Raw genomic sequence first — 21,615 nt, forward strand, 5'->3', positions numbered from 1 at the left:
TCATGTCGCCCGTTTCGCCGCGCGGCGCTGCGATCCAATCGAACGGTATGAATGCCCCAGGGGGTGACACAAAAACTCAATCCATGACATAGCGGACAGTTTTGGCGAGCCATAACCCCTTCCTTAGGGCATGGGTCCCGGCTCTGCCCGGAGCTGTGCCCGGCTCCGTGGTCTTGGTGTGTTCGAGGATCTCCGATGACCCAACCTCGCCTCACCTCGCACGATTACTGTGCGCGAACCGGGTATTACGGCCGTGAATCGGCGGGAAGCGGCCATATCTGCCGCGCACGCGAAGCGGGGGAGTCCCATGACCGAGACCAGAACGTCGTCCGTGACCGCGGAGCAGGCCCCCGTCCGACCACACGGAGGCCAGGGCGGCTCCAGCCTGATGACCGAGCGCGGGCGCACCACCATCGCGGACGAGGTGGTCGCCAAGGTGGCCGGGATGGCCGCCCGTGAGATCGAAGGCGTCCACGAGTTCGGCGCCGGCGGGGTCCGCGCGTTCGGGGCCATCAAGGGCGCGCTCGGCGGGGAGGACGGCGTCACCAAAGGGGTGTCGGTCGAGGTGGGCGAGCGCCAGGCGGCCGCCGACATCCATCTCGTCGTCGAGTACGGCGTCGCGATCCCCGACCTCGCGCAGGCCGTACGGGGCAACGTGATCCGCGCGGTGGAGCGCATGTGCGGGCTGGAGGTCACCGAGGTGAACATCGCCGTCGACGACGTCCATCTCCCCCGGCAGGAGTCGTCGGCGCCCGCCGACGGGGAACCGCGGGTCCAGTGAACGCCGGCCCGGGCGACGCGGTCGCGAGCCGGGAAAGCGGCGACCGGGACGCGGCCGCCGTGCCCCAGCCACCGGCGGCGCGGCGGATCGCCGAACGCGTGCTGTCCTGCCCCGACGTCGCCGGCCTGTCCAGAGGACCGTTCGGCGCGGTGGCGACCTATCTCCCCGGCGACCTTGTCCCGGGCGTCGCCGTACGCGACGACGTGATCGAGGTACACGTCGTCGCGCGGTACGGCAGGCCGCTCCCGGAGGTCGCCGAACTGATCCGCGACGCGATCGGCGACCTCGCGGCGGGCCGCAGGACGGACGTCGCGATCGCCGACGTCGTCACAACCGACGGAAGGAAGGAATGATCATGCAGGGGTATCCGATCTGGGCCCTCGCAGGGCTGCTGTTCGGCACGGTGCTGGGGGTGGTCGGGGCCTTCGGCGGCCTCAACGCGTTCCTCATCGTCCTGGTCCTCGGCATCGCCGGGTTCTTGGTCGGCATGGTGCTCGAAGGCGGCGTACGCATGCCCCAGATGCACCCGAGACGGCAGTGAGCCTCCCGGCCGAGCGCGGCACGACGACGATCTCCGAGCGCGCGCTCACGAAGATCGTCGAGCGGGTGGTTGGCGAGGAGGAACACGTGACGGAGCCGCCGCACGTGTCGGCGTCCCTGAGCGGGATGGTCGCGGCGGTCCGCTGCGACGTCACCATCCGCTACCCGTCGCCGGTGCCGCGGGTGGCCGACGAGATCCGTGAGCGGGTCCGGCGGCGCGTCCGCGAACTCACCGGCGTCGCCGTGGAGAACGTGGACATCGAGGTCGTCGGGCTCGTGCCCGAGCAGAGGAGTGGCGATGAGCGAAGGCGGAGGCCGGTCTGAGAGGACCCGGCTCTTCGTGCCGGTGCGGGGGTTCGACGGCGCGGGAGCCGAACGGGCCTTCCGGCCCGGCCGGGGCCTGCCCGCCGTGGTCGCCGCGCTCGCGCTGCTGGCGATCGGCGTTCTGACCGCCGTCGAGGTGATCTCCGCGTTGCTCGGGCGTCCCGCCGGGCTGGTGCCGTACCAGCAGGTGGCCGGGTGGGCGAGGACCACGGCGTGGAACGACGACCGCGCGCTCGCGGCGGCCGCCGCGCTGGCCCTGATCGGGCTGGTGCTGGTGCTGATCGCGGCCGTGCCCGGGCGGGGACGGCTGGTCGCGCTGCGCACGGCCGACCCCGACCTGGTGGTCGGCGTGCCGCGCCGCGCGCTGGCGCGCGTGCTGACCGGCGCGGCCGGCCGCGTGGACGGCGTGCGGGCGGCGGGTGCGCGGGTGCGCGGATGGCACGCCGACGTGTCCGTCCGGACCGACCTGCGCGACACCGCCATCCTGCGGGAGCGCGTCCGCGCGGCGGCGGAGCGGGAGATCGCCCGGCTCGCCCCCGCTCACCCGATATCGCTGCGGGTCCGGGTCCACGGGCCCAGGTAGGCGTCCGAACCGACGACGCCGAAGGAGGCGGGACAGTGACGACGAAACCGTCCAAGGGAAACAGGACGGGCCTCACGCTGTTCGGGCTGGTCCTGCTGGCCGCGGGCGGCCTGGCGCTGGCGCGGGCGCTCGGGGCCTTCGGCGGCGACGCCGCGCGGCGGCCCGTGCTCGACGCGGGGACCACGTCCTTCGCGGCGACCACCCCGTGGTTCTGGCCGGTGGTGGCCGCGGCCGGCGTGGTGCTCGCGCTCCTGGGGCTGGCCTGGCTGCTCGCGCTGCTCCGGCTCGACCGGCCGCGGCGGCTGCGCCTGGAGTCGGGCGCCTCCGGCGTGACGGAGGTCGACGCCTACCCGGCGAGCGCGGCCCTGGCCGAGCAGGTCAGCGCGTACCCGGACGTGCGCAGGGCGCACGCCGTGCTGCGCGGCTCCTCCGACGACCCGCACCTCGACCTCGGGGTCTCCGCCGTCGCGCCGGCCGACCTCGGGGCGCTGGTCACCCGGCTGCACGAGGAGGCCGTCCCCGGCCTGCGCACCACCCTCGGGCTGCGCCGCCTCCCGACACTCGTCCGCTTGCGCCTCGCCTCCGGCCGCCGTACGCGGGTGGTCCACTGACGGACAAAGTGACAGAGGTGTAGGTGAAAGTTTCACCTACCGTCACAGCGTTGTGGCTGGTTGCGGTTTCGTCCAGTTTGTCGACCAAATCAACTCATGTTGCGGTCCATGGTCAAGTGTCTATGGTCCGGGTCATGAGGATGCGAATGATCACGGCGAGCCTCGCCATGCTCGGCTCCGTCGCCGCGTCGCTCGTCGTCGGTCAGACGGCGCATGCGGACACGGTGATCTGCGACAAGTACGGCAGTACGACCGTCCAGAACGGGAAGTACGTCGTCATCAACAACGTGTGGGGCAGCAGCGCCACCCAGTGCATCAACGTCACGAACAACGGCTTCACGGTGACGCAGGCACAGCACAACAACACGGGCGGCACCCCGGCGGCCTACCCGGCCATCTACGCCGGCTGCCACTACGCCAACTGCTCCACCAACAGCGGCCTGCCTCTCCAGGCGAGCAACAGCCAGTTCAACACGGTGCAGACCAGCGTCAGCATGAGCTACCCGGGCTCCGGGATCTACGACGCGGCGTACGACATCTGGTTCGATCCCACGCCCCGCAAGGACGGCCAGAACACCGGCGCCGAGATCATGGTGTGGCTCAACCACACCGGGTCCGTGCAGCCCGTCGGATCCCGCGTCGGCACCGCCAACATCGCCGGCGCCACCTGGGACGTCTGGTTCGGCAACATCGGCTGGAACGTCATCTCCTACGTGCGGACCTCGCCGACGAACTCGATCAGCTTCGCGGTGCGCAACTTCTACGACGACACCGTGAACCGGGGCTACGGCCAGCGGTCGTGGTACCTCACCAGCGTCCAGGCCGGATTCGAGCCCTGGGTGGGCGGCGCCGGCCTCGCCGTGAACAACTTCTCCTACAGCATCGGCGGCTCCGTCCCGAGCTCCACGCCGACCTCGACGCCGACGACGTCGCCGAGCAACCCGGGCAACGGCGGCGGCTGCAAGGTGAAGTACACGAAGAACGAGTGGCAGGGCGGCTTCACCGCCGACGTCACCGTCACCCCCTCCAGCGCGGTGAACAACTGGACCGTGGGCTTCAACTTCCCGAACGGCCAGAAGATCACCAGTGGCTGGAACGCCACCGTGACCCAGAACGGGTCCTCGGTCACCGCGAAGAACCTGTCGTACAACGGCTCGGTCGGCGCGGGCGGCAGCATCTCGTTCGGCTTCCAGGGCACCTGGAGCGGCTCGAACGGCAACCCGACCGGCTTCACGCTGAACGGCACCGCCTGCACCAACGCCTGACCCCGCTGAACGCCTGACACCCCCCTGAGAAGGAGCGCCGCCGGAGGCACGTCCCCTCCGGCGGCGCTCCGTTTCCACGGGCGTTCCGGGTACGCCGGACCGGCGGGGCGGCTGAAACCTCAACCCTGCCGTCAGTGGGGTAGAAAAGTGCGACCGAAAGTGACATGTCTGTCGCGCCGGGGGCTGTGGCCAAGTGGAGATACTCCAGTCAGGAGCCGGACCGCTGGAACGGTCCCGGCCCCTGCGGGTCCCCCAACCCCGCGAAAGGAACCCGGCAGAGGAGCCCTCATGTTTCCGCCCCCCACGCGCTCGCTCGCGGCGTCGGCCGCGTCGCTGGTGAGCGCGGCCACGCTGGCGGTCACGCCGGCGTCCCCGGTGGCCGCCGCGCCCGTCGCCGCGGCCCCGGTCTCCGCGGCCCCCAGCGCCGTGACCCCGGGCGCCGCGACGCGGGCGGCCGCGCCCGTGGCGACCCTGGTCGGCGTGCGCGCCTCGCACCACCCCGGCCTGGACCGGGTCGTCTTCGAGTTCCGCGGCCCGCTCCCGGCGCGGCGGAGCGCCGGCTACGTGTCCCGGCTGATCGCCGACGGCTCGGGCGACACCATCCCGGTGGCCGGTGACGCGATCCTCGGCCTGCGCTTCGAGCGCGCGGTCGGCCACGACGGGAGCGGCGCCTCCACCCACGGCCCCGCCCGCGAGACGTTCGCGCTGCCCGAGGTGATCCAGGTCGTCAGAGCCGGCGACTTCGAGGCGGTGCTCACGTTCGGCATCGGCCTGGCGCGCAAGGCGCCCTACCGCGTCTACACGCTCACCCGTCCGAGCCGGGTGGTCGTGGACATCAAGGCGCCGCGCCGCACCGTGCCGGTGGGCGTCCACTTCCTCGACTCCCGCCGCTACGACGCGGGGCGGGAGCCGTACACCAGGGCGGTGCGGCGGCCGGTGGCGCCGCCGTCCCTCGCGCGCGGGGCGCTCCAGCGGCTGTTCGCCGGGCCGACCCGGGCGGAGTACGCCGCCGGGCTGCGCTTCGTCGCCTCGGGAGCCACCGGCTTCCGGTCCGTGGTCGTCCGCGGCGGGGTCGCCCACGTGCGGCTCACCGGCGCGGTCGGCAGCGGCGGGTCGGCGTTCACCGTCGCCGACGAGATCACGCCCACGCTCAAGCGGCTGCCCGGCATCCACTGGGTGAAGATCTACGACGCCAGGGGCCGCACCCAGCACCCGGCGGGCCGCTCCGACTCCGTCCCGGAGAGCCTGGAGCCCTGACCGGATCGTACGGAGGGGAGGGCCGGGGACGACCCGGCCCTCCCCTTTCCATGACCGCATCCTTACCCCTGAGAAGGACGCGGAGCTGAAACTTTCGGACGTCTGTCAAGTCGTCCGATGCCATTATGGCTGTTAGAAAGGCGATTTGTCACCTCGTATTGACCGGCGAGTGAAGGATTCATAGGGTACGTCCACGGAAAGTTAGGGCAATATATCGAAACATTTCGGATGCTCGGGTGAGCGCAGTCTTGCTCGAGGATCCGGACGTCCCGCTCCGTACCCCCCACCGGAGGACCTTCCTCATGCCGCACAGACTCGCCGCCTCAGTCGCCGCCTCACTGGCCGCCGCCGGGCTCGTCACCGCGATGGCGGCGACGCCGGCCTCCGCCGGCCCCGACCGGCACGACGACACGACGCTGGGCCGGCTGGCCGCGGACACCCACCGCTACTTCGGTTCGGCGACCGACAACCCCGAGTTCTCGGACGCGGCGTACCTCGGCATCCTCGGCAGCGAGTTCAACTCCACCACCGCGGGCAACGCGCTGAAGTGGTACGCCACCGAGCCGCAGCAGGGCGTGTTCGACTTCACCCAGGGCGACCAGGTGCTCGATTTCGCCCGCAGGCACCACATGTCGTTCCGGGCGCACACCCTGGTCTGGCACAACCAGCTGCCCGACTGGCTGAACAACGGCACCTTCACCGCCGACCAGCTCCGGGCGATCCTCAAGAAGCACATCACGACCGTGGCCCGCCACTACAAGGGCAAGGTCTACTCGTGGGACGTCGTGAACGAGGCGTTCAACGAGGACGGCACCTACCGCGACACGATCTTCTATCGGACGCTCGGCCCCGGATACATCGCCGACGCGCTGCGCTGGGCGCGCGAGGCCGACCCGCACGCGAAGCTCTACCTGAACGACTACAACATCGAGGCGATCGGGCCGAAGAGCGACGCGTACTACGCCCTCGTGAAGTCGCTCAGGGCCCAGCACGTGCCGATCGACGGCGTCGGCTTCCAGGGACACCTCGCACTGCAGTACGGCTATCCGGACACGCTCCAGCAGAACCTGCGCCGCTTCGCGGACCTCGGCCTGGACGTGGCCATCACCGAACTGGACATCCGCATGTACCTTCCGGCCGACGCGACCAAGCTCGCCACCCAGGCCGACTGGTACGCCAGGGTCACCAAGGCCTGCCTCGCCGTCCGCCGCTGCGTCGGCATCACCGTCTGGGACTACACCGACAAGTACTCCTGGATCCCCGCCGTCTTCCAGGGTGAGGGCGCGGCGCTGCCGTACGACGAGAACCTCCAGCCCAAGCCCGCGTACACCGCGATCCGGGACGCCCTGCGGAGCGCGGGACGGCACTGACCCCTCCGCACGGTTCCGGCCCTTCCGGTACGACGGTGCCCGCGCTCGGGGGTGCGGGCACCGTCCCGGGTCGAACGTGTCGACTGCGTGAGCGGGCCGCTACGTACGTATTTCCGATTGGTAATCGCGCTGTAACTTTCCGTGTCGAGCATCGGGCGAGGAGGTCACACAGACGCGAGAGGAAACATATGCCGTCCATCTTCGATCAGATCGGCGGATCGGCCGCGGTCTCGGCCGTGGTCGACGAGTTCTACACGCGGGTCGTCGCCGATCCGATGCTGCGGGGATACTTCGCGGACGTCGACATGGACAAGCTGAAGGCGCACCAGCGCAGCTTCGTCGCCGCGGCGCTCGGCGGCCCGCAGGAGTACCGGGGCAAGTCGATGGACGTGGCGCACGCCGGGCTCGGCATCAACGCCGAGGAGTTCGACCAGGTGGTCGTCCACCTGGCCGGCGCGCTGGAGTCGTGCGGGGTGGACGGGGAGACGATCGGCGCCATCGCCGGGGCCCTCGCCCCGCTGAAGGACCAGGTCGTGCAGAGCCAGGCCGTCGCCTGATCCGTTCCCCGGCACGCCAGGACTAGTAGGTTAAAGTAACCTAGGTTATGTTGGACGCGTGTACTCCGACATAATGATCCTGCGCGGCCTGCTCACCGCGCCGAAGCACGGTTACGAGATCAAGAAGTACATGGAGCGCCTCACGGGCGGTCTTCTCAACAACAACACGCTCTATCCCGCGCTGCGCCGCTTCGAGCAGCGCGGGGAGATCGAGAAGATCGCCGAGGAGGTGGCACCCGGCCGTCCCCAGCGCACCGTCTACCGGATCACCGGCAAGGGGCGGGAACGCCTGCTGGCGCTGCTGCGCACCGCCGATCCCCAGGTACTCGTGAAGGACGAGGAGTTCCAGGTCAGGGTCGGCCTGTTCGACCTGCTGCCCGTCGCCGACCGGCGCAGGATCGTCGAGGTCAGGCGGGAGCGCGTCGAGCACGAGCTGGCCCTGCAGGAGGAGCTGGCCGCCGCCGCCGGGCACGCGCCCTGGGGCGAGCGCGTCCTCGCCTTCACCGTCGAACGGCTCCGGCTGGAGCTGCTCTGGCTGGCCGAGCTGGAGGCGGTGCTGGAGGAGACGGCGCCGGAGGAGAAGGCGCTGGAGGACGAGGGGTGACCGCCGCCGCGGGCGTGACACCCACCCGCCTCATGTCGGCCGGTCTCGTCGCGGGGCCGGTGCTCTCGATGATCGACTCGTCGGTGGTCAACCTCGCGGTGCCGGATCTCGTCCGCGAGCTGGGCCGCCCGCTGGAGGTCGTCCAGTGGACGGTGAGCGGCTATCTGCTCGCCCTGGCGATCGGCCTGGCCGCCACGTCGTACCTGGCCAGGCGCTTCGGCCTGGTGCCGACGTACGCCGGGAGCCTGGCCCTGTTCACGGTCTCCTCCGCCGCGTGCGCGCTCAGCGCGGACGCCGGCATGCTGATCTGCTTCCGGGTCGTGCAGGGCCTCGCCGGGGCGCCCCTGGTTCCGCTGGCGATCGGCCTGCTCATCGGACAGGGAGGCGCCACCGAGGGGGCGGACGGCCGGGTGCCGCTCACCGCCGGTCTCGCGTTCTTCGCCGCGCCCGCGCTGGGCGTCTCCCTGGGTGGCCTGCTGATCGGCGCGTACGGCTGGCGCTCCGTCTTCCTGGTCAACCTGCCGGTCGGGCTGCTCGCCCTGCCCGGCGCGCTGGCGGCCCGCCGGGCCGGTCTCGGCACGCGGGGCGACCGCGCCGTACGGCCGGACCTGCCCGGGCTGGTCCTGCTGGCGGCCGGGCTCGGCCTGACCACCTACGGAGTGGAGCGGGCGGCGGCGCACGGGTGGGCCACCCCCTCCTGGCCGGCCGGCCTGGCGCTCCTGGCCGCCTACGTGCTGTGGGCGCGCCGCCGGCCGCAGGCCGCTCTGACGCTCGACCTGGCCCGGGATCCCGTACGGGCGCTCACCCTCGCCCTGTGCGCGGTGTCGAGCATCGTGCTGTTCGCCGTGCTGTTCCTCGCGCCGCTGTATCTCCAGACGATCCAGCACCACACCGGCCTCGTCACCGGGCTCGCGCTCCTGCCGCAGGGGCTGGCGATGGGAGTGTCGGCCGCCGCGGGCACCAGGGTCGCCGAGCGCTTCTCGGTGCGGTTCGTGGTGGTGGCCGGCATGGTGTTCCTCGCGGCCACGACCGGTCTCATGGCGCTGCTGTCGGCCGCTACGCCCGTCTGGCTGACCACGCTCCTGCTCTGCGGGCGCGGCCTGGCGATCGGGTTCACCAGCCAGCCCCTGGTCGTCTCGCTGCTGGGCGGGCTGCCGCCCGAGCGCGTCCCCGACGCGAACACCCTGTTCAGCGTCGTGCAGCGGCTGGCCGGGTCGTTCGGGATCGCGCTGCTGGTGACGTTCCTCACCACCCACGGCGCGGCCGCCGGGTCCGCGCTCACGGGCTTCCGGGAGACCATGCTGGTCCTCGCCGCGACGGCGCTGCTCGGCGCTCTCGGCGCGGCGCTGCTGCGGCGGCCGGCGGAGCGGGCGCCCCTGGTCAGAGGACCAGTTTCAGCTCCGGGCGGTGATTCGGGAGGCCGATGAGCTCGCGCACCCGAGCCGGCGGCCAGGCGAGCTCCCGCGCGAGCGCGGGCACGGTCAGCCGGGCCTCGGCCGCCGCCATCTCGAAGGCCCGGGCGAGCAGCACGGGCTGCTCGCCGGGGTAGCCCGACACCGGCTCCGCCGCGAAGCCCGGCTGGTCGCGCAGCGCGGCGAGCCGCTGCCAGGCCCGGCCGGCCGCCGAGTCGGAGAGCAGCCCGACCTCCCGGCACCGGTAGAGCAGCGAGTCGACCGACACCCCCCAGACGCGGCGCAGCTCGGCCAGCCGCCGCAGGTCGGCCCGGGCGGGCAGGCTCGGCCCGATGCTGTCGCGCGGCGTCAGGAACTCGGCGGCGAAGGAGTCGGCCTCGCGTTCCTGCTGGCTGTCCCCGGCCGCCGCGTCGCCGTGCAGGACGAGGTGGCCCAGTTCGTGGGCGGCGGTGAAGCGGTGCCGGTAGACGTCGTCGAAGCGGTTGGGCGTCAGGACGACGATGGGCCGGGGCAGGCTGGAGGTGGAGAAGGCGTCGACCGTGACCGCGTCCTCGTCGGCCCGGGGAAAGACGACGACGATCCCCCGCGACTCCATGTGCCGCACCAGGTGGCTGACCGGCCCGGCGCCGAGGCCCCAGTGGGCCCGCAGCGCGCGGGCCGCGCCCACGGGATCGCGGGGCAGGGCGGTGCCGGAGTCGACCTCGCCCCCGGCGAAACCCGGCAGGTCGACGAAGGGCAGCCGCACCCGCTTCTCCAGCGCGTACGTCAGCTCCCAGACCTGCTCGACGAAGGCCACGGCCTTGGCCCGCTGGTAGGCCCGGGTGGAGCGCAGGCTGCGGAAGTGCGCCATCGAGCCGTCGAGCTTGCCGTGCGGGCGGCCCGGCAGGAAGAACGCCGCCGGCACGGCGAGCACCTCGGCGAGGAGCGGGACCAGGTCGGGACGCGGCCGGGTGACCCCGGCCTCGTACTGGCCGACCGCGGCGGGCGACACGCCCACGCGCTCGGCCACCTCCTTCTTGGTCAGCGCGGCGAGCCGCCTGGCCTGGGTGAGCCGCGTCCCGTCGAAGGCGTCCGCCACCGCCTGCGGGCTGGGCTCGCGAGAGGCGCCGCCCTCGCCCGGCTCCCCGTCCGGCTGCCCCTCGACCAGGCGCGGTCGCCTACCGTCCTTCATCGGCGACGTCCGGCGCCTCCGCCGGCGCCTCGCTCTCCCGCGGCAGGGCCGCCGCGCGCTCGTACGGCGAGCGGGCGTTCATCTCGGGGGCGGGCATCGCGCCCCCGGAGAAGACGGGCGGCGTCTCGATGGACAACGTCCCGGCGGGCAGGGTTGCCGCGAGGGCGGCCCCGGCGAGGGGGATCTCCTCATAGTGGTGCCAGCGCAGGTTGCCGGTGCGGTCGAGCAGCTCGGCCTCGCCCCACCACGCGTCGAGCAGCCCGGCCCCGGCGTTGCACGCGTACGCGATGAGCACCAGGCGGGTGCCTTCGGGCAGCTGCGTCAGCGCCCGGGCGGCCGGAGTGACCGGTTCGGGCATGCCGTCCTCGACGCCACCCAGCGTCAGCTGCTCGGTCCAGGGCCGGGGGCCGAACCGGGTGAACAACGCCTGGACCAGCCCCGACGGCCTGCCGTCGCCGATCCGGGCGTTCACGACGCCGACCGACCGGTCCTTCGCATAGCGGAAGGGGAAGAGCAGGTTGCCGCCGAGGACGACGAGCTCGTGCTGGGAGCCCGGCGGCTTGACGATCTCGACGTCGGCCATGTCCGCGAACGCGCGGGCCAGCGCCTCGAACTTGCGCGACATCATCGTGAAGCCGAAGGGATGCAGATGCCGGGTCCGCGCCGTCTGCTGGGCGTCCCGGGCGTTCTCCAGGGCGATCGCCAGTGCCTCGGCCACGCCGCGGCGGATCTGCCCGGCGCGTGGCCCGAACGTCTCCAGGGCCCAGGTCGACAGCATCGGCCACCTCCGGTGCGCTTCGGCCGGCGACCGGCGCACACCGGAGCCGCTTTATTTTCCAACATCATAGACCCGCCGACGCTTCACACGTCACATCCGACACACCTCTCCTGACTTATCGTGAGATATGGGGGAGATCCTGGTCGGCACGGCGTCGTGGACCGACAAGACGCTGCTGGAGTCCGGGTGGTATCCGCCCGGCGTCACGACACCAGAGGAACGCCTGCGCCACTACGCGGGCGAGTTTCCGCTGGTGGAGGTCGACTCGACCTACTACGCGCCGCCCGCCGAGGCCACCGTGAGGCTGTGGGCCGCGCGCACGCCCCCGGGGTTCGTCTTCGACGTCAAGGCGTTCTCCCTGCTCACGCAGCACCCGACCCGCCCGGCCGCGCTGCCGAAGGACCTGCGGCCGAGCGGCGCCGGCAAGAACCTGTACGCCCGCGACCTCGATCCGCGGATCGTCGAGCAGGTCTGGGAGCGGTTCCTCAGCGCCCTGCTGCCGCTGCGGGACGCGGGCAAGCTCGGGGCGGTGCTCTTCCAGTTCCCCCGGTGGTTCCCGATCGGCCGGGCGAACAAGCACTACATCCTGGAGTGCAAGCGGCGCTGCGAACCGCTCCGGATCTCCGTGGAGTTCCGCAACCACACCTGGATGAGCGAGGAGAACCGGGCCGAGACCCTCGACTTCCTCCGGTCGTACGGGCTGCCGTACGTGTGCGTGGACATGCCGCAGGGCTATCCCGACTCGGTTCCGCCGGTCGTCGCGGCCACCTCCGACCTGGAGGTCGTGCGCTTCCACGGGCACAGCGACAAGTGGACCAGCCACGACGTCCACGAGCGCTTCGGCTACCACTACTCGCCGGAGGAGCTGGAGCGGTGGGCGCCGAGGCTGCGTGATCTGGGTGCCGAGGCGGCCACCACGCACGTGCTGATGAACAACTGCTACCGCGACTACGCGCAGACCAACGCCCGGCAACTCGCCGCCGTGCTGGCGGGCATGCCGGACTGCGAGGTCCGCCCCCGGCCGCCTCGGTGAGGCGCGTGGCCGGAGCCCGCGCGCCCGGCCCCGCGCGCCTCGGCCCGCCCCGCCCGCCCGGGGGCTCGGAGGGCTCGTCGCGGCACCGGTCCGTCGCCCGCCCGTACACCGTGATTTCGCTGCCGAACTATCTCCAGATATGACAGGATCCGGCCTGTTCCACCGATATACCGGCGGCATCGCGAGGGAGCGGGACGAATGCGGGAATTGCCGGAACGGATCACCTGCGACCGCCGCGCGTGACGGGCCCCGCCGTGCCGCGACGCCCCCTCGACCCCGGTGACCCCGAGCGGATCGGCGACCACCGCCTCGTCGGCGTGCTCGGCGAGGGCGGCCAGGGCACGGTCTACCTCGCGCAGGACGCGTCGGGCGGCCAGGTCGCGATCAAGCTGCTGCACGCCAGGGAGGCCGCGGACGCCACGAGCCGCCGCCGCTTCCTCCGGGAGGCGGAGACGGCGCGCGGGCTCGCCCTCTTCTGCACCGCCCGCGTGCTCGACGCCGGGTCCCACCACGGACGGCCGTACATCGTCACCGAGTACATTCCCGGGCCCTCGCTGGCGACGGCGGTCGCCGGGGACGGCCCGCGCACGGGCAGCGGGCTGCACCGCCTCGCCGTCGCCACGCTGACGTCCCTCGCCGCGATCCACCGGGCCGGGATCGTGCACCGCGACTTCAAGCCCGGCAACGTGATCCTCGGTCCCGAGGGGCCCGTGGTCATCGACTTCGGCATCGCGAGCGCCGCCGACCACACCGTCAGCGGCGGCGCCATGGCGGGCACGCCCGCCTTCATCGCCCCCGAGCAGCTCGCCGGGCAGCGGCCCGGCCCCGCCTCCGACGTCTTCAGCTGGGCCGTGACGATCGCGTACGCCGCGACCGGGCGCCTGCCGTTCGGCGGGCCGACCGTTCCGGCCATTCTGATGGCCATCTCGGCGCACGAGCCCGACCTGTCCGGCGTGCCCGCCGACTTCCGGCCGCTGCTGGAGGCGTGCCTGGCGAAGGACCCCGCCGCCCGGCCGGCCGCCTCCGCCCTGCTGCGCGCCCTCACCGGCGACGACGCGGTCACGGCCGCCACGCAGGCGTCCACCACCTCGGCGTTCACCACAGCACCGTTCACCCAGGCACCGGCCGATCCGGCCCGTACGGTCGTCTCCGGCGCGATCCCGGCGGCCGCGGACACGGGCGACCCGCCGCGGCGGCGGTGGCTCGTCGGCCTCGCGGCGGGCGTGACGGCCGTGCTCGTCGTGGGCGGGGTCCTCCTGTACGCATCCCGAGGCGGCGGGGCGGGTCCCCAGGGCGGGAGCCTGCTCTACGGCGACGACTTCGGCGACCGGGGCAACTGGGACGGCTACACCTTCGACCCGGACGCGACCGGCGACCAGCGCACGACGCACGGCTACGAGATCGAGCGCGGCGTCTACACGCTCCGCGCCGACGGCACCGAGCCGGACAACGTCGCGCTGTCGCCCGTACCCGCCAAGACCGACGCGGCGGCGGGGCGCGACGTGCTGGTCGGCGTGACGGCCGAGCCGCGGGACGCTCCCGGGCAGGGCGGCTTCGGGCTCGTGTGCCGGTGGGACGAGGACGTTCCCAACGGCTACGCGTTCCTGCTCGGCCTCGACGGCACCGCCCGCGTCGTGCGCCGGTCCGAGGGCCTGGACCTCGACGTCGTGCCGCCGGTGAAGGCGGCCGCGCCGCGCGCCGGGCACGCGGTGCGCCTCCAGGCCTCCTGCCGGGGCTCCCGGCTGACGTTCTGGGTCGACGGCACGCGTGCTCTCGACGCCGAGGACGCCCATCCTCTGCCTGCGGGCCCGCACAGCCAGGCGGGGGTCCTCGCCCGCGTGCCCGAGGCCGGAGGCGGCACGGTCACCGTCTCGTTCGACGACTTCAGCGTGCGCAAGGCGGGCTAAAGTCACCTGAATGGCGGCGAACCCCTCTCGGCTGGCATGGCTGGACGCGTTGCGCGGAGTCGCCGCGCTGGGAGTGGCACTGCACCACGGGGCCTGGACCTTCGTCCCGGAGTTCTGGGCGAAAGTGGACGGCGCCGTCGACGTCGGCACCTGGGGCGTCTTCGCGTTCTTCCTGGTCAGCGGATACATCATCCCGGCTTCCCTGGAACGGCGCGGCGACCTGCGGGCCTTCTGGACCGGCCGGGCCTTCCGGCTGCTGCCCCTGCTGCTCACCGCGCTCGCCCTCGCGCTGCTCCTCGCGTATGCCGGCGCGTTCGTGCCGTCACCCGACCTGAACCGGCGTCCACTGGCGCTCGTCGCCCTCGGCAACCTCACGATGCTGCAGGAACTGCTCGGCCTGCCCGCCGTGATCAACGTGATGTGGACGCTCTCCTACGAGATGGCGTTCTACCTGATGGTCGCCGGGCTGTTCGCCGTACGGCAGGCACACCGGCCGGCGCCGATCGCCGTCGTCCTGGCGCTCGCCGCGGTGCCCCTCGGCCTGCTGCTGCCGCGTGCGACGATCAACGGCCGTGCGGGCGCCGCCGCTCTGGTCCTCGCCGTCGCGGTCGTGCTGGCCATCGCGGCGTCCGCGGGGCCGTACGGCGCCGTCCGCAGGGCGGCGGCGGTCATCGGGGGCCTCCTCGGTCTGGCGCTGGTCGTGCTGGGCAGCCGAGGCGGCGCCGGACAGGGGCTGGTCATCGCGGCGGCGATGTTCGCCGGGACGGCCGTCTACCGGGCCGAGCGCGGAGCGATCCGGTGGCGTACGGCCGCGGTGGCCGTGCTGGCCGTCCTGGCCTGCACGGTGGTCGCCGAGCACGATCCCACGCACACGGTGGCGATCGCGCTCGCGGCGGCCTGTTTCCTGGCCGCCTTCGCGCTGCGGGGCCGGGCGTTCCCCCGGTGGCTCACCCACCTCGGAGTGATCAGCTTCTCGCTCTACCTGTTACATCCGCTCCTGCTGCGGATCGCGCCGAACCTGCCGCTGTTCCTCCTCGCCACGGTGGCGCTCGGCCACGTGACCTACCGCCTCGTGGAGGCCCCGGGCCAGCGCCTCGGCCGCCGCCTTTCCGGCCGGAGCGACGCCCACGACGACGCGCGGGGTCCTACGGTCGGGGGATGGGCAAGATCCTGATCGGTACGGCCTCCTGGACCGACAAGTCGCTTCTCGCGTCCGGCTGGTATCCCCCCGAGGCGTCCACACCCGAGACCCGGCTCGGTTACTACGCCGGCCGGTTCCCCCTGGTCGAGGTGGACGCCACCTACTACAACCCGCCCGCCCGGCGTACGGCCGAGCTGTGGCGGGACCGCACGCCCAAGGGCTTCACCTTCAACGTCAAGGCGTTCTCGCTGCTCACCGGGCATCCGACCCGGCCCTCGGCGCTCTACAAGGACCTGCGGGCCGCGCTGGGGGAGCCCAGGCGCACGCTCTACGCGCGCGACCTTCCCCCCGAGGCCGTCGAGGAGGTGTGGCGGCGCTTCCTCTCCGCGCTGGAGCCGCTGCACGAGGCGGGAAAGCTGGGCGCGGTGCTGTTCCAGTTCCCCCAGTGGTTCCCGCCCGGCAGTGCCAACCGCCGCTACATCCTCGAATGCCGGGACCGCTGCCTGCCGATGCGGGTGTGCGTCGAGTTCCGCAACGCGGCGTGGATGACCCCCGACGCGCGGGACGAGACCCTCGGCTTCCTGGCGGACAACGACCTGCCGTACGTCGGAGTGGACATGCCGCAGGGGTATCCGTCGTCGATCCCGCCCGTGCTCGCGGCCACCTCCGACCTCGCGGTCGTCCGCCTGCACGGTCACTCGGAGAAGTGGACGAGCCGCGTCATCGAGGAGCGCTTCGGCTACCTCTACTCGGAGGACGAGCTCCGGAGCTGGGCGGACCGGATCGCGGGCCTGGCCGGCCAGGCGGTGACCACCCACGTGCTGCACAACAACTGCTGCGCCGACAACGCCCAGCGCAACGCCGAGCGGCTGACCGAGCTGCTGGGGCGGCTCGGCGCCGACGTCGCCGGCCCGGATCCCGTGCCGCCGCGTTAATCCGTTGCAGCGGGCGAAACGCCGTTGACAGGGTTCTCGGCATGCTTCAGACATACTCCGCCCATGACGGAACTACCCTGGCCTATCGCGTGTCCGGAGCGGGTGATCCCGTGGTCTGCCTGCCCGGCGGCCCGATGCAGAGCGCCGACTACCTCGGCGAACTCGGCGGCCTGCCGGCGTACCGGCGCCTGCTCATGCTCGATCCCCGGGGCGCCGGCCGGTCCGCGGCACCGCAGGACGTCTCCTCCTACCGCTGCGACCGGCTCGTCGACGACGTCGAGGCGCTGCGCGAACATCTCGGCGCCGACCGGATCGACCTGCTCGCGCACTGCGCCGGCGCGAACCTCGCGACGCTGTACGCCGCCCGGCACCCCGGACGGGTACGCAGGCTCGCCCTGATCACTCCGAGCACCAGGGCCGTCGGCATCGAGGCCACGGGGGAGTCGCGGCTCGCGACCGCCCGGCTGCGCCGGGACGAGCCGTGGTTCGGCGACGCGTTCGCGGCCCTTGAGGCGATCGTGGCCGGTGCCGCCGCCGCCGACGACTGGAAGCGCGTCGACCCCTTCTTCTACGGGCGTTGGGACGCCGCCGCCCGGGCCCATCAGGCGGCCCAGGAGGGCCGGCGGAACGAGGAGGCCGCCGCGGTCTTCGGCGCCCCGGGCGCGTTCGACCCGCCGGCCACCCGCGCCGCGCTGGGCGCGTTCACCGCTCCGGTGCTGCTGCTCGCCGGGGAGGTCGACCTGAACACGCCGCCGGGCGTCGTCGCCGAGTTCGCCGCGCTGTTCCCGCACGCCGAGTTCGTCGTCCAGCCGGGGGCGGGGCACTTCCCGTGGCTCGACGACGCCCGCCGTTTCACGACGACGACGGCGGAGTTCCTCACCCGGCCCTGACGCGCCGCTCCGAGCCGTCCCGGGTCCGGGGCCTACGGGTGCGGCCTCGCCGGCCGTGCCCGCGATCCTGTGCCGAAGAGCATCCGTGACCCGATGTTTGGCGAAAAGGTCGGATAACCGGTCGTCATTATTGTGACGTTCTATCTTTGGGAATGGCCTCTTGGACCTCTCGGACTCTCGTGGAATGGTCGGAGGACTGAAACTTTCACCTTGGGTGACAACCGCCGGTCTTCGCCGCGGTCCATCGTTCCACTTCAACACGGTCGACAGTCGCGCGGGAGGCGTGCCCGGGGTCCGGCTGATTGACTGATGCCGCGCGCCGGGATTGGCTCAGCAGCACACCACCACCATGAACGGAGCCGCGTCCGTGACCGGCCGGTAAATGTTAACGCTAACAAAGACACGGATATGCACCGACTCCCAACAGGTGGCCTGATCGTCCGCGGCGATGACGCCGCGGAGAACACGCGCATCTCGGAGAATGGGAGAACACCTGTGCGAAATGTCAGCTCATTACGTCGGCGCCTGAAGCTCTCGGCCGCCGCCGTCGCCGCCCTTCTGGTGGCCGGCGCCGGTGTGGCAGGGACGCACGCCGCCTCGGCGGCCGCGGCCGGATGCCAGGTCACCTACACGGTGTCCAGCGAATGGCCGGGCGGATTCGGCGCAAGCGTCAAGGTCGACAACCTCGGTGACCCGATCAACGGCTGGAGGCTGACCTGGTCCTTCCCCGCCGGGCAGACCATCACCCAGCTGTGGAACGGCACCTACACCCAGTCGGGCTCCCAGGTCACGGTCACGAACGTCTCGTACAACGGCGGCATCCCCAGCGGTGGCAGCACCGAGTTCGGGTTCAACGGAGCCTTCAGCGGCTCGAACCCGAAGCCGGCGAGCTTCGCCCTGAACGGCGTGACCTGCACCGGCGGCGTCAGCTCTCCGTCCCCCGGCGGCTCGCCCTCGGCGTCCCCTTCGGCGTCTCCCTCGGCCTCGCCTTCAACGTCGCCCTCGGCACCGGCGGGCAACCGGCCGTGTGACATCTACGCCGCCGGCGGCACCCCCTGCGTCGCGGCGCACAGCACGACCCGCGCCCTTTACGGCAGTTACAACGGCCCGCTCTACCAGGTGCGCCGTTCCTCGGACAACACCACCAGGGACATCGGCGTGCTGAGCGCGGGCGGCGCCGCCAACGCCGCCGCGCAGGACTCGTTCTGCGCGAACACGACCTGCCTGATCACGATCATCTACGACCAGTCGGGCCGCAACAACCGCCTCACCCAGGCGCCTCCCGGAGGCTTCTCCGGCCCGGCCGCGGGCGGCTACGACAACCTCGCGACCGCGACCAAGGCGCCGACCACGGTCTACGGCAGCAAGGCGTACGGCGTCTACGTCGATCCCGGCGTCGGCTACCGCAACAACGCCACCAACGGCATCGCCAAGGGCGACCAGCCCGAGGGCATGTACGCCATCTTCGACGGCACCCACTACAACGGCGGCTGCTGCTTCGACTACGGCAACGCCGAGACCAACAGCCGCGACAACGGCAACGGCACGATGGAGGCCATCTACTTCGGCAACATCAAGGTCTGGGGCTACGGCGCCGGCAACGGCCCGTGGATCATGGCCGACCTGGAGAACGGCCTGTTCTCCGGCGTCAACCAGAAGTACAACGCTGACGACCCCACCATCAGCCACCGCTACCTGACCGCGATCATCAAGGGTGAGCCGAACCACTGGGCCATCCGCGGCGGCAACGCCCAGTCGGGCGGCCTCGGCACGTTCTACGACGGCAAGCGTCCCAACGTCTCGGGCTACAACCCGATGAAGAAGGAAGGCGCGATCATCCTCGGCATCGGGGGTGACAACAGCCACGGTGCGGCCGGCACCTTCTACGAGGGTGTGATGACCTCCGGCTACCCGTCGAACGCCACCGAGGACGCGGTGCAGGCGAACATCGTCGCCGCCGGATACCGGTAGGTCGCACACCGGTAATTCAGACAAAGGCAGGCCGGACCCAGCGGATCCGCAAGCCGGAAGACCGAGCCGCCCCTTGCACCACCGGGGGCGGCTCTCCGCTTTGTGGGTGTACACGCATTCCGGATGCGGCCGGTCGCGCCGCCGCGCCTGCCCGCATGACGCGTGGTGGAGGCCGCCGAGGCGCACAACCGGGCTGCCGGGCACGAACTCGACGGGTTCCTGTCACTCGCGCACGGGTCCCTGCCGGTCGAGCCGCCGCTGACGACCTTCCCGGACTCGCACCGGGTCTGGGACGAGATGAGCGGCCTGCTTCCCGGCCTGTTCGGCCGGCCGACCTCGGCACGCCCGTCGTCATGTTCGCGACCGGTTCCGGGATCGCGGCGTTCCTGGGGTTCGTCGCCGCGCGCACCGGACCGGGTGAGAACCGGCTCTATTCAGGGATCCGTACGCCGGAGGAGTTCGCGGAGCGCGCCGACCTGGACGCGGCGGCGGCCGCGGGCCGGTTGAGACTCTCCGTGGCGTTCTCCCGCGCCGACGCCGCGATCGGCTTCGACGGCCGGCGCCACGTCGTCCGGCACGGACGGCGGCGCCGGGTGGGGCGTGGTGCTCACCGAGGAGGGCCGGCCTCGCCGCCATGTCCGCGCGGCCGGACACCGGGCTGGTGCGCAACCGCTTCCCGATTGACGTCCGGCCGCTGCCGAGGGCCCCTGGTCGTGGGGCTTCCGGCTCAGCCGCCCAGCTTGCCCCCGGCGACCACGTCGATCGCGACCCGGTAGAAGCTGGAGATCGAGTCGCCGCCCTCCGTGCCGTTACGGAACTGCTTGCGCACCTTCGCGAAGGGGTAGGCCAGGCAGCCGTTCGGGAAACGCACGCCCCAGCCGTTGTCGTCGCTGTAGTGCCAGGCGCCGCCGGCCGCCGCGAGCAGGCAGGCCCCCAGGAACGAGCCCAGCACGCCGGTCAGGCCCTCCACGTCGTCGGGGTCGAAGCCGGGGCGACTGCGCTGACGGTCGATGAAGCCCTCGACCCAGGCGACGGAATCCTCGTTCAGTCCGAACGGCACGTCGCTGAGCGGGCCGAGCTTCTCGATCGCGAACGCCACGTTGGCCTCGATCTTCTCCATGCTCATGCCGGAATGGTGACACGGACCGGATAGCCGATCATCGGAATTTCTCGCGGATGACGAGAGCTCACCGGTCGCCTGCGCCCCTGCGGACACCGGCTCGACGCCCACACGGCGGGGCCTGCACCGCCGCCCGAGCGGCGTACGGCACGGGACCGGAGATCAGGAAAGGAGGGGTTCCTGGCAGAGGATCCGCCGTGTGCCATAGACTGAATGTCATTCAGATCCCTTGTTCACGCGGATCGGCTGGACCTGGTTGGGGGGCACATGGCGAAGCCCGGTGCGACGGCGAGAAAGCGGGAGGCGTCGCCCCGAGGGGGTGAAGACCCCGAGACGCTCATCGATCTCGACAACCCGAGGTTGCAGACCGAGGCGGCCCGCAGCCTGGCCGAAGCGGCCCGCGAGCTTTTCGCCAAGAAGGGTTTCTCCGCGACCAGTGTGAGCGATATCACCGACCGCGCGGGCATGAGTGTCGGGTCGCTTTATTATCACTACGGCAGCAAGACCAACGTTTACGTGGCCATGTGGCTGGAGTATCAACGCAGCCAGGAGGCCCGGGCCAGGGAAACGGTCATCGCCGTGCGGGCCGCCGGGGTCACCAACGGGCTCCGGTTGTTCCTCGCGGGGACCCGCGCCTACCTGCTCGGCGCGTGGGAGCACCGTGACGTGGTGCGACTCGTCGCGGACGGGGACACCCCGCCGGGGTTCGGGCTGCGTATGCGCCGTATCAACCAGGACTGGTTCCGGCAGAATTCCACACTGCTGCGCGACAGCGCGAACGCCCCGGGACACGACGACCCGCTGGCCGTCCGCGCGATCGTCGCGATCGTGACCGACGCCATGGGCGGGATATGCCGGGAGGTCGCCGCCTGTGCCACCCGCGAGGAGGCCGAGGAATTGGTGGCCCGTGCCATCGATGTCTTCGCCCGGCTGGCGAACTCGCCGGTGGAGAATCAGTTCCGGCCCCAAACCCAGCAGCCTTCGGCGTACGGCGTATCGGTCGGCGACGCCGGCTGGTGAGGGCCGCCGAACCCGGTACGGCCATTTGTTCGCCGGAACAGCCAGGGCAGTGGCGCGCCAAGAATAACTGGATAAATCAGGATAAAGTGGAAAGTTTGACCACGAGGTCCGGAACCGGATTCACAAAGGCGCCCGCCCGGCCGGAGCCGGGCCGGTGATCCGCGGGTTCCTCACCGGCCCGTAGCGGTGCGCGGGGCTCAGCCCGCGACGGAGTCGCCCTTGACGGATTTGATGAGGAGTTGGGCGACGTCGACGACCTCGATGGAGTCCTTGGCCTGGCCGGCGTTCTTCTTCTCGTTGATCGCGTCGCCGAGCATGACGAGGCAGAACGGGCATGCGGTGGAG

Annotated in this window: 22 protein-coding genes; 19 read left to right on the forward strand and 3 right to left on the reverse strand. The window is 71.8% G+C overall.

The window, feature by feature from the left end; genetic code table 11:
• Positions 1 to 307 precede the first annotated feature (307 nt).
• The 12 genes from F5972_RS34550 to F5972_RS34605 all read left to right on the forward strand — a co-directional run bounded on the left by F5972_RS34550 (position 308) and on the right by F5972_RS34605 (position 9,319).
• Positions 308 to 781, forward strand: a complete 474-nt coding sequence (locus tag F5972_RS34550) for an Asp23/Gls24 family envelope stress response protein (protein ID WP_150939955.1) — start codon at positions 308 to 310, stop codon at positions 779 to 781.
• Positions 778 to 1,134, forward strand: coding sequence for an Asp23/Gls24 family envelope stress response protein (locus tag F5972_RS34555; protein WP_225312167.1), 357 nt, complete (start codon positions 778 to 780; stop codon positions 1,132 to 1,134). The genes F5972_RS34550 and F5972_RS34555 overlap by 4 nt, the downstream gene beginning before the upstream one ends.
• A gap of 2 nt (positions 1,135 to 1,136) precedes the next feature.
• On the forward strand, positions 1,137 to 1,322 hold the full coding sequence (locus F5972_RS34560; protein ID WP_150939957.1) for a hypothetical protein: 186 nt from the start codon (positions 1,137 to 1,139) through the stop codon (positions 1,320 to 1,322).
• On the forward strand, positions 1,319 to 1,645 hold the full coding sequence (locus F5972_RS34565; protein WP_150939959.1) for an Asp23/Gls24 family envelope stress response protein: 327 nt from the start codon (positions 1,319 to 1,321) through the stop codon (positions 1,643 to 1,645). The genes F5972_RS34560 and F5972_RS34565 overlap by 4 nt, the downstream gene beginning before the upstream one ends.
• A complete protein-coding gene (locus F5972_RS34570; protein ID WP_150939961.1) occupies positions 1,620 to 2,228 on the forward strand; it encodes a DUF6286 domain-containing protein in 609 nt (202 codons plus the stop codon). Before F5972_RS34565 ends, F5972_RS34570 begins: the two co-directional genes overlap by 26 nt.
• A gap of 35 nt (positions 2,229 to 2,263) precedes the next feature.
• Complete coding sequence (locus F5972_RS34575) at positions 2,264 to 2,839, forward strand: alkaline shock response membrane anchor protein AmaP (protein WP_150939963.1); 576 nt, start codon at positions 2,264 to 2,266, stop codon at positions 2,837 to 2,839.
• Between the two features lie 134 nt (positions 2,840 to 2,973).
• Positions 2,974 to 4,104: a GH12 family glycosyl hydrolase domain-containing protein gene (locus F5972_RS34580; protein WP_225312168.1), complete on the forward strand. Its 1,131-nt coding sequence runs from the start codon at positions 2,974 to 2,976 to the stop codon at positions 4,102 to 4,104.
• A 288-nt stretch (positions 4,105 to 4,392) separates the two neighbouring features.
• Complete coding sequence (locus tag F5972_RS34585) at positions 4,393 to 5,361, forward strand: GerMN domain-containing protein (protein WP_150939965.1); 969 nt, start codon at positions 4,393 to 4,395, stop codon at positions 5,359 to 5,361.
• Between the two features lie 302 nt (positions 5,362 to 5,663).
• Positions 5,664 to 6,731, forward strand: coding sequence for an endo-1,4-beta-xylanase (locus F5972_RS34590; protein ID WP_150939967.1), 1,068 nt, complete (start codon positions 5,664 to 5,666; stop codon positions 6,729 to 6,731).
• Between the two features lie 188 nt (positions 6,732 to 6,919).
• Positions 6,920 to 7,288: a group I truncated hemoglobin gene (locus tag F5972_RS34595; RefSeq protein ID WP_150939969.1), complete on the forward strand. Its 369-nt coding sequence runs from the start codon at positions 6,920 to 6,922 to the stop codon at positions 7,286 to 7,288.
• Positions 7,289 to 7,346: 58 nt separating this feature from the next.
• Positions 7,347 to 7,892, forward strand: coding sequence for a PadR family transcriptional regulator (locus tag F5972_RS34600; protein ID WP_150939971.1), 546 nt, complete (start codon positions 7,347 to 7,349; stop codon positions 7,890 to 7,892).
• Complete coding sequence (locus F5972_RS34605; RefSeq protein WP_150939973.1) at positions 7,889 to 9,319, forward strand: DHA2 family efflux MFS transporter permease subunit; 1,431 nt, start codon at positions 7,889 to 7,891, stop codon at positions 9,317 to 9,319. The genes F5972_RS34600 and F5972_RS34605 overlap by 4 nt, the downstream gene beginning before the upstream one ends.
• Here F5972_RS34605 and F5972_RS34610 read toward each other — a convergent pair.
• Together F5972_RS34610 and F5972_RS34615 are read right to left on the reverse strand one after the other, a co-directional pair.
• Complete coding sequence (locus tag F5972_RS34610) at positions 9,273 to 10,475, reverse strand: helix-turn-helix domain-containing protein (RefSeq protein ID WP_191910462.1); 1,203 nt, start codon at positions 10,473 to 10,475, stop codon at positions 9,273 to 9,275. The genes F5972_RS34605 and F5972_RS34610 overlap by 47 nt on opposite strands.
• Entirely contained in the window at positions 10,462 to 11,253 is a 792-nt protein-coding gene (locus F5972_RS34615; RefSeq protein ID WP_150939975.1) for a hypothetical protein, read from the reverse strand. The genes F5972_RS34610 and F5972_RS34615 overlap by 14 nt, the downstream gene beginning before the upstream one ends.
• 127 nt (positions 11,254 to 11,380) lie before the next feature.
• On the opposite strand from F5972_RS34615, the gene F5972_RS34620 reads away from it, so the two are divergent.
• From F5972_RS34620 to F5972_RS34645, 6 genes are all read left to right on the forward strand, one after another.
• Complete coding sequence (locus F5972_RS34620; RefSeq protein ID WP_150939977.1) at positions 11,381 to 12,286, forward strand: DUF72 domain-containing protein; 906 nt, start codon at positions 11,381 to 11,383, stop codon at positions 12,284 to 12,286.
• 254 nt (positions 12,287 to 12,540) lie between these two features.
• The gene (locus F5972_RS34625; RefSeq protein ID WP_191910463.1) at positions 12,541 to 14,193 is read left to right on the forward strand and encodes a serine/threonine-protein kinase; all 1,653 of its coding nucleotides are present in this window, start codon (positions 12,541 to 12,543) and stop codon (positions 14,191 to 14,193) included.
• A gap of 10 nt (positions 14,194 to 14,203) precedes the next feature.
• On the forward strand, positions 14,204 to 15,367 hold the full coding sequence (locus tag F5972_RS34630) for an acyltransferase family protein (RefSeq protein ID WP_150939980.1): 1,164 nt from the start codon (positions 14,204 to 14,206) through the stop codon (positions 15,365 to 15,367).
• Complete coding sequence (locus F5972_RS34635) at positions 15,352 to 16,269, forward strand: DUF72 domain-containing protein (protein WP_150939982.1); 918 nt, start codon at positions 15,352 to 15,354, stop codon at positions 16,267 to 16,269. The genes F5972_RS34630 and F5972_RS34635 overlap by 16 nt, the downstream gene beginning before the upstream one ends.
• Before the next feature lie 41 nt (positions 16,270 to 16,310).
• The gene (locus F5972_RS34640) at positions 16,311 to 17,159 is read left to right on the forward strand and encodes an alpha/beta fold hydrolase (RefSeq protein ID WP_150939984.1); all 849 of its coding nucleotides are present in this window, start codon (positions 16,311 to 16,313) and stop codon (positions 17,157 to 17,159) included.
• A gap of 495 nt (positions 17,160 to 17,654) precedes the next feature.
• On the forward strand, positions 17,655 to 19,130 hold the full coding sequence (locus tag F5972_RS34645) for an arabinofuranosidase catalytic domain-containing protein (RefSeq protein WP_150939986.1): 1,476 nt from the start codon (positions 17,655 to 17,657) through the stop codon (positions 19,128 to 19,130).
• 727 nt (positions 19,131 to 19,857) lie between these two features.
• Here F5972_RS34645 and F5972_RS34650 read toward each other — a convergent pair.
• Positions 19,858 to 20,256, reverse strand: a complete 399-nt coding sequence (locus F5972_RS34650; protein ID WP_150939988.1) for a hypothetical protein — start codon at positions 20,254 to 20,256, stop codon at positions 19,858 to 19,860.
• Positions 20,257 to 20,517: 261 nt separating this feature from the next.
• Here F5972_RS34650 and F5972_RS34655 point away from each other — a divergent pair, with 261 nt between their 5' ends.
• Positions 20,518 to 21,270, forward strand: a complete 753-nt coding sequence (locus F5972_RS34655; protein WP_204289636.1) for a TetR/AcrR family transcriptional regulator — start codon at positions 20,518 to 20,520, stop codon at positions 21,268 to 21,270.
• The last annotated feature ends 345 nt before the right edge of the window (positions 21,271 to 21,615 follow it).

The sequence above is a fragment of the Microbispora cellulosiformans genome, assembly GCF_008728085.1.
Taxonomy (GTDB): domain Bacteria; phylum Actinomycetota; class Actinomycetes; order Streptosporangiales; family Streptosporangiaceae; genus Microbispora; species Microbispora amethystogenes.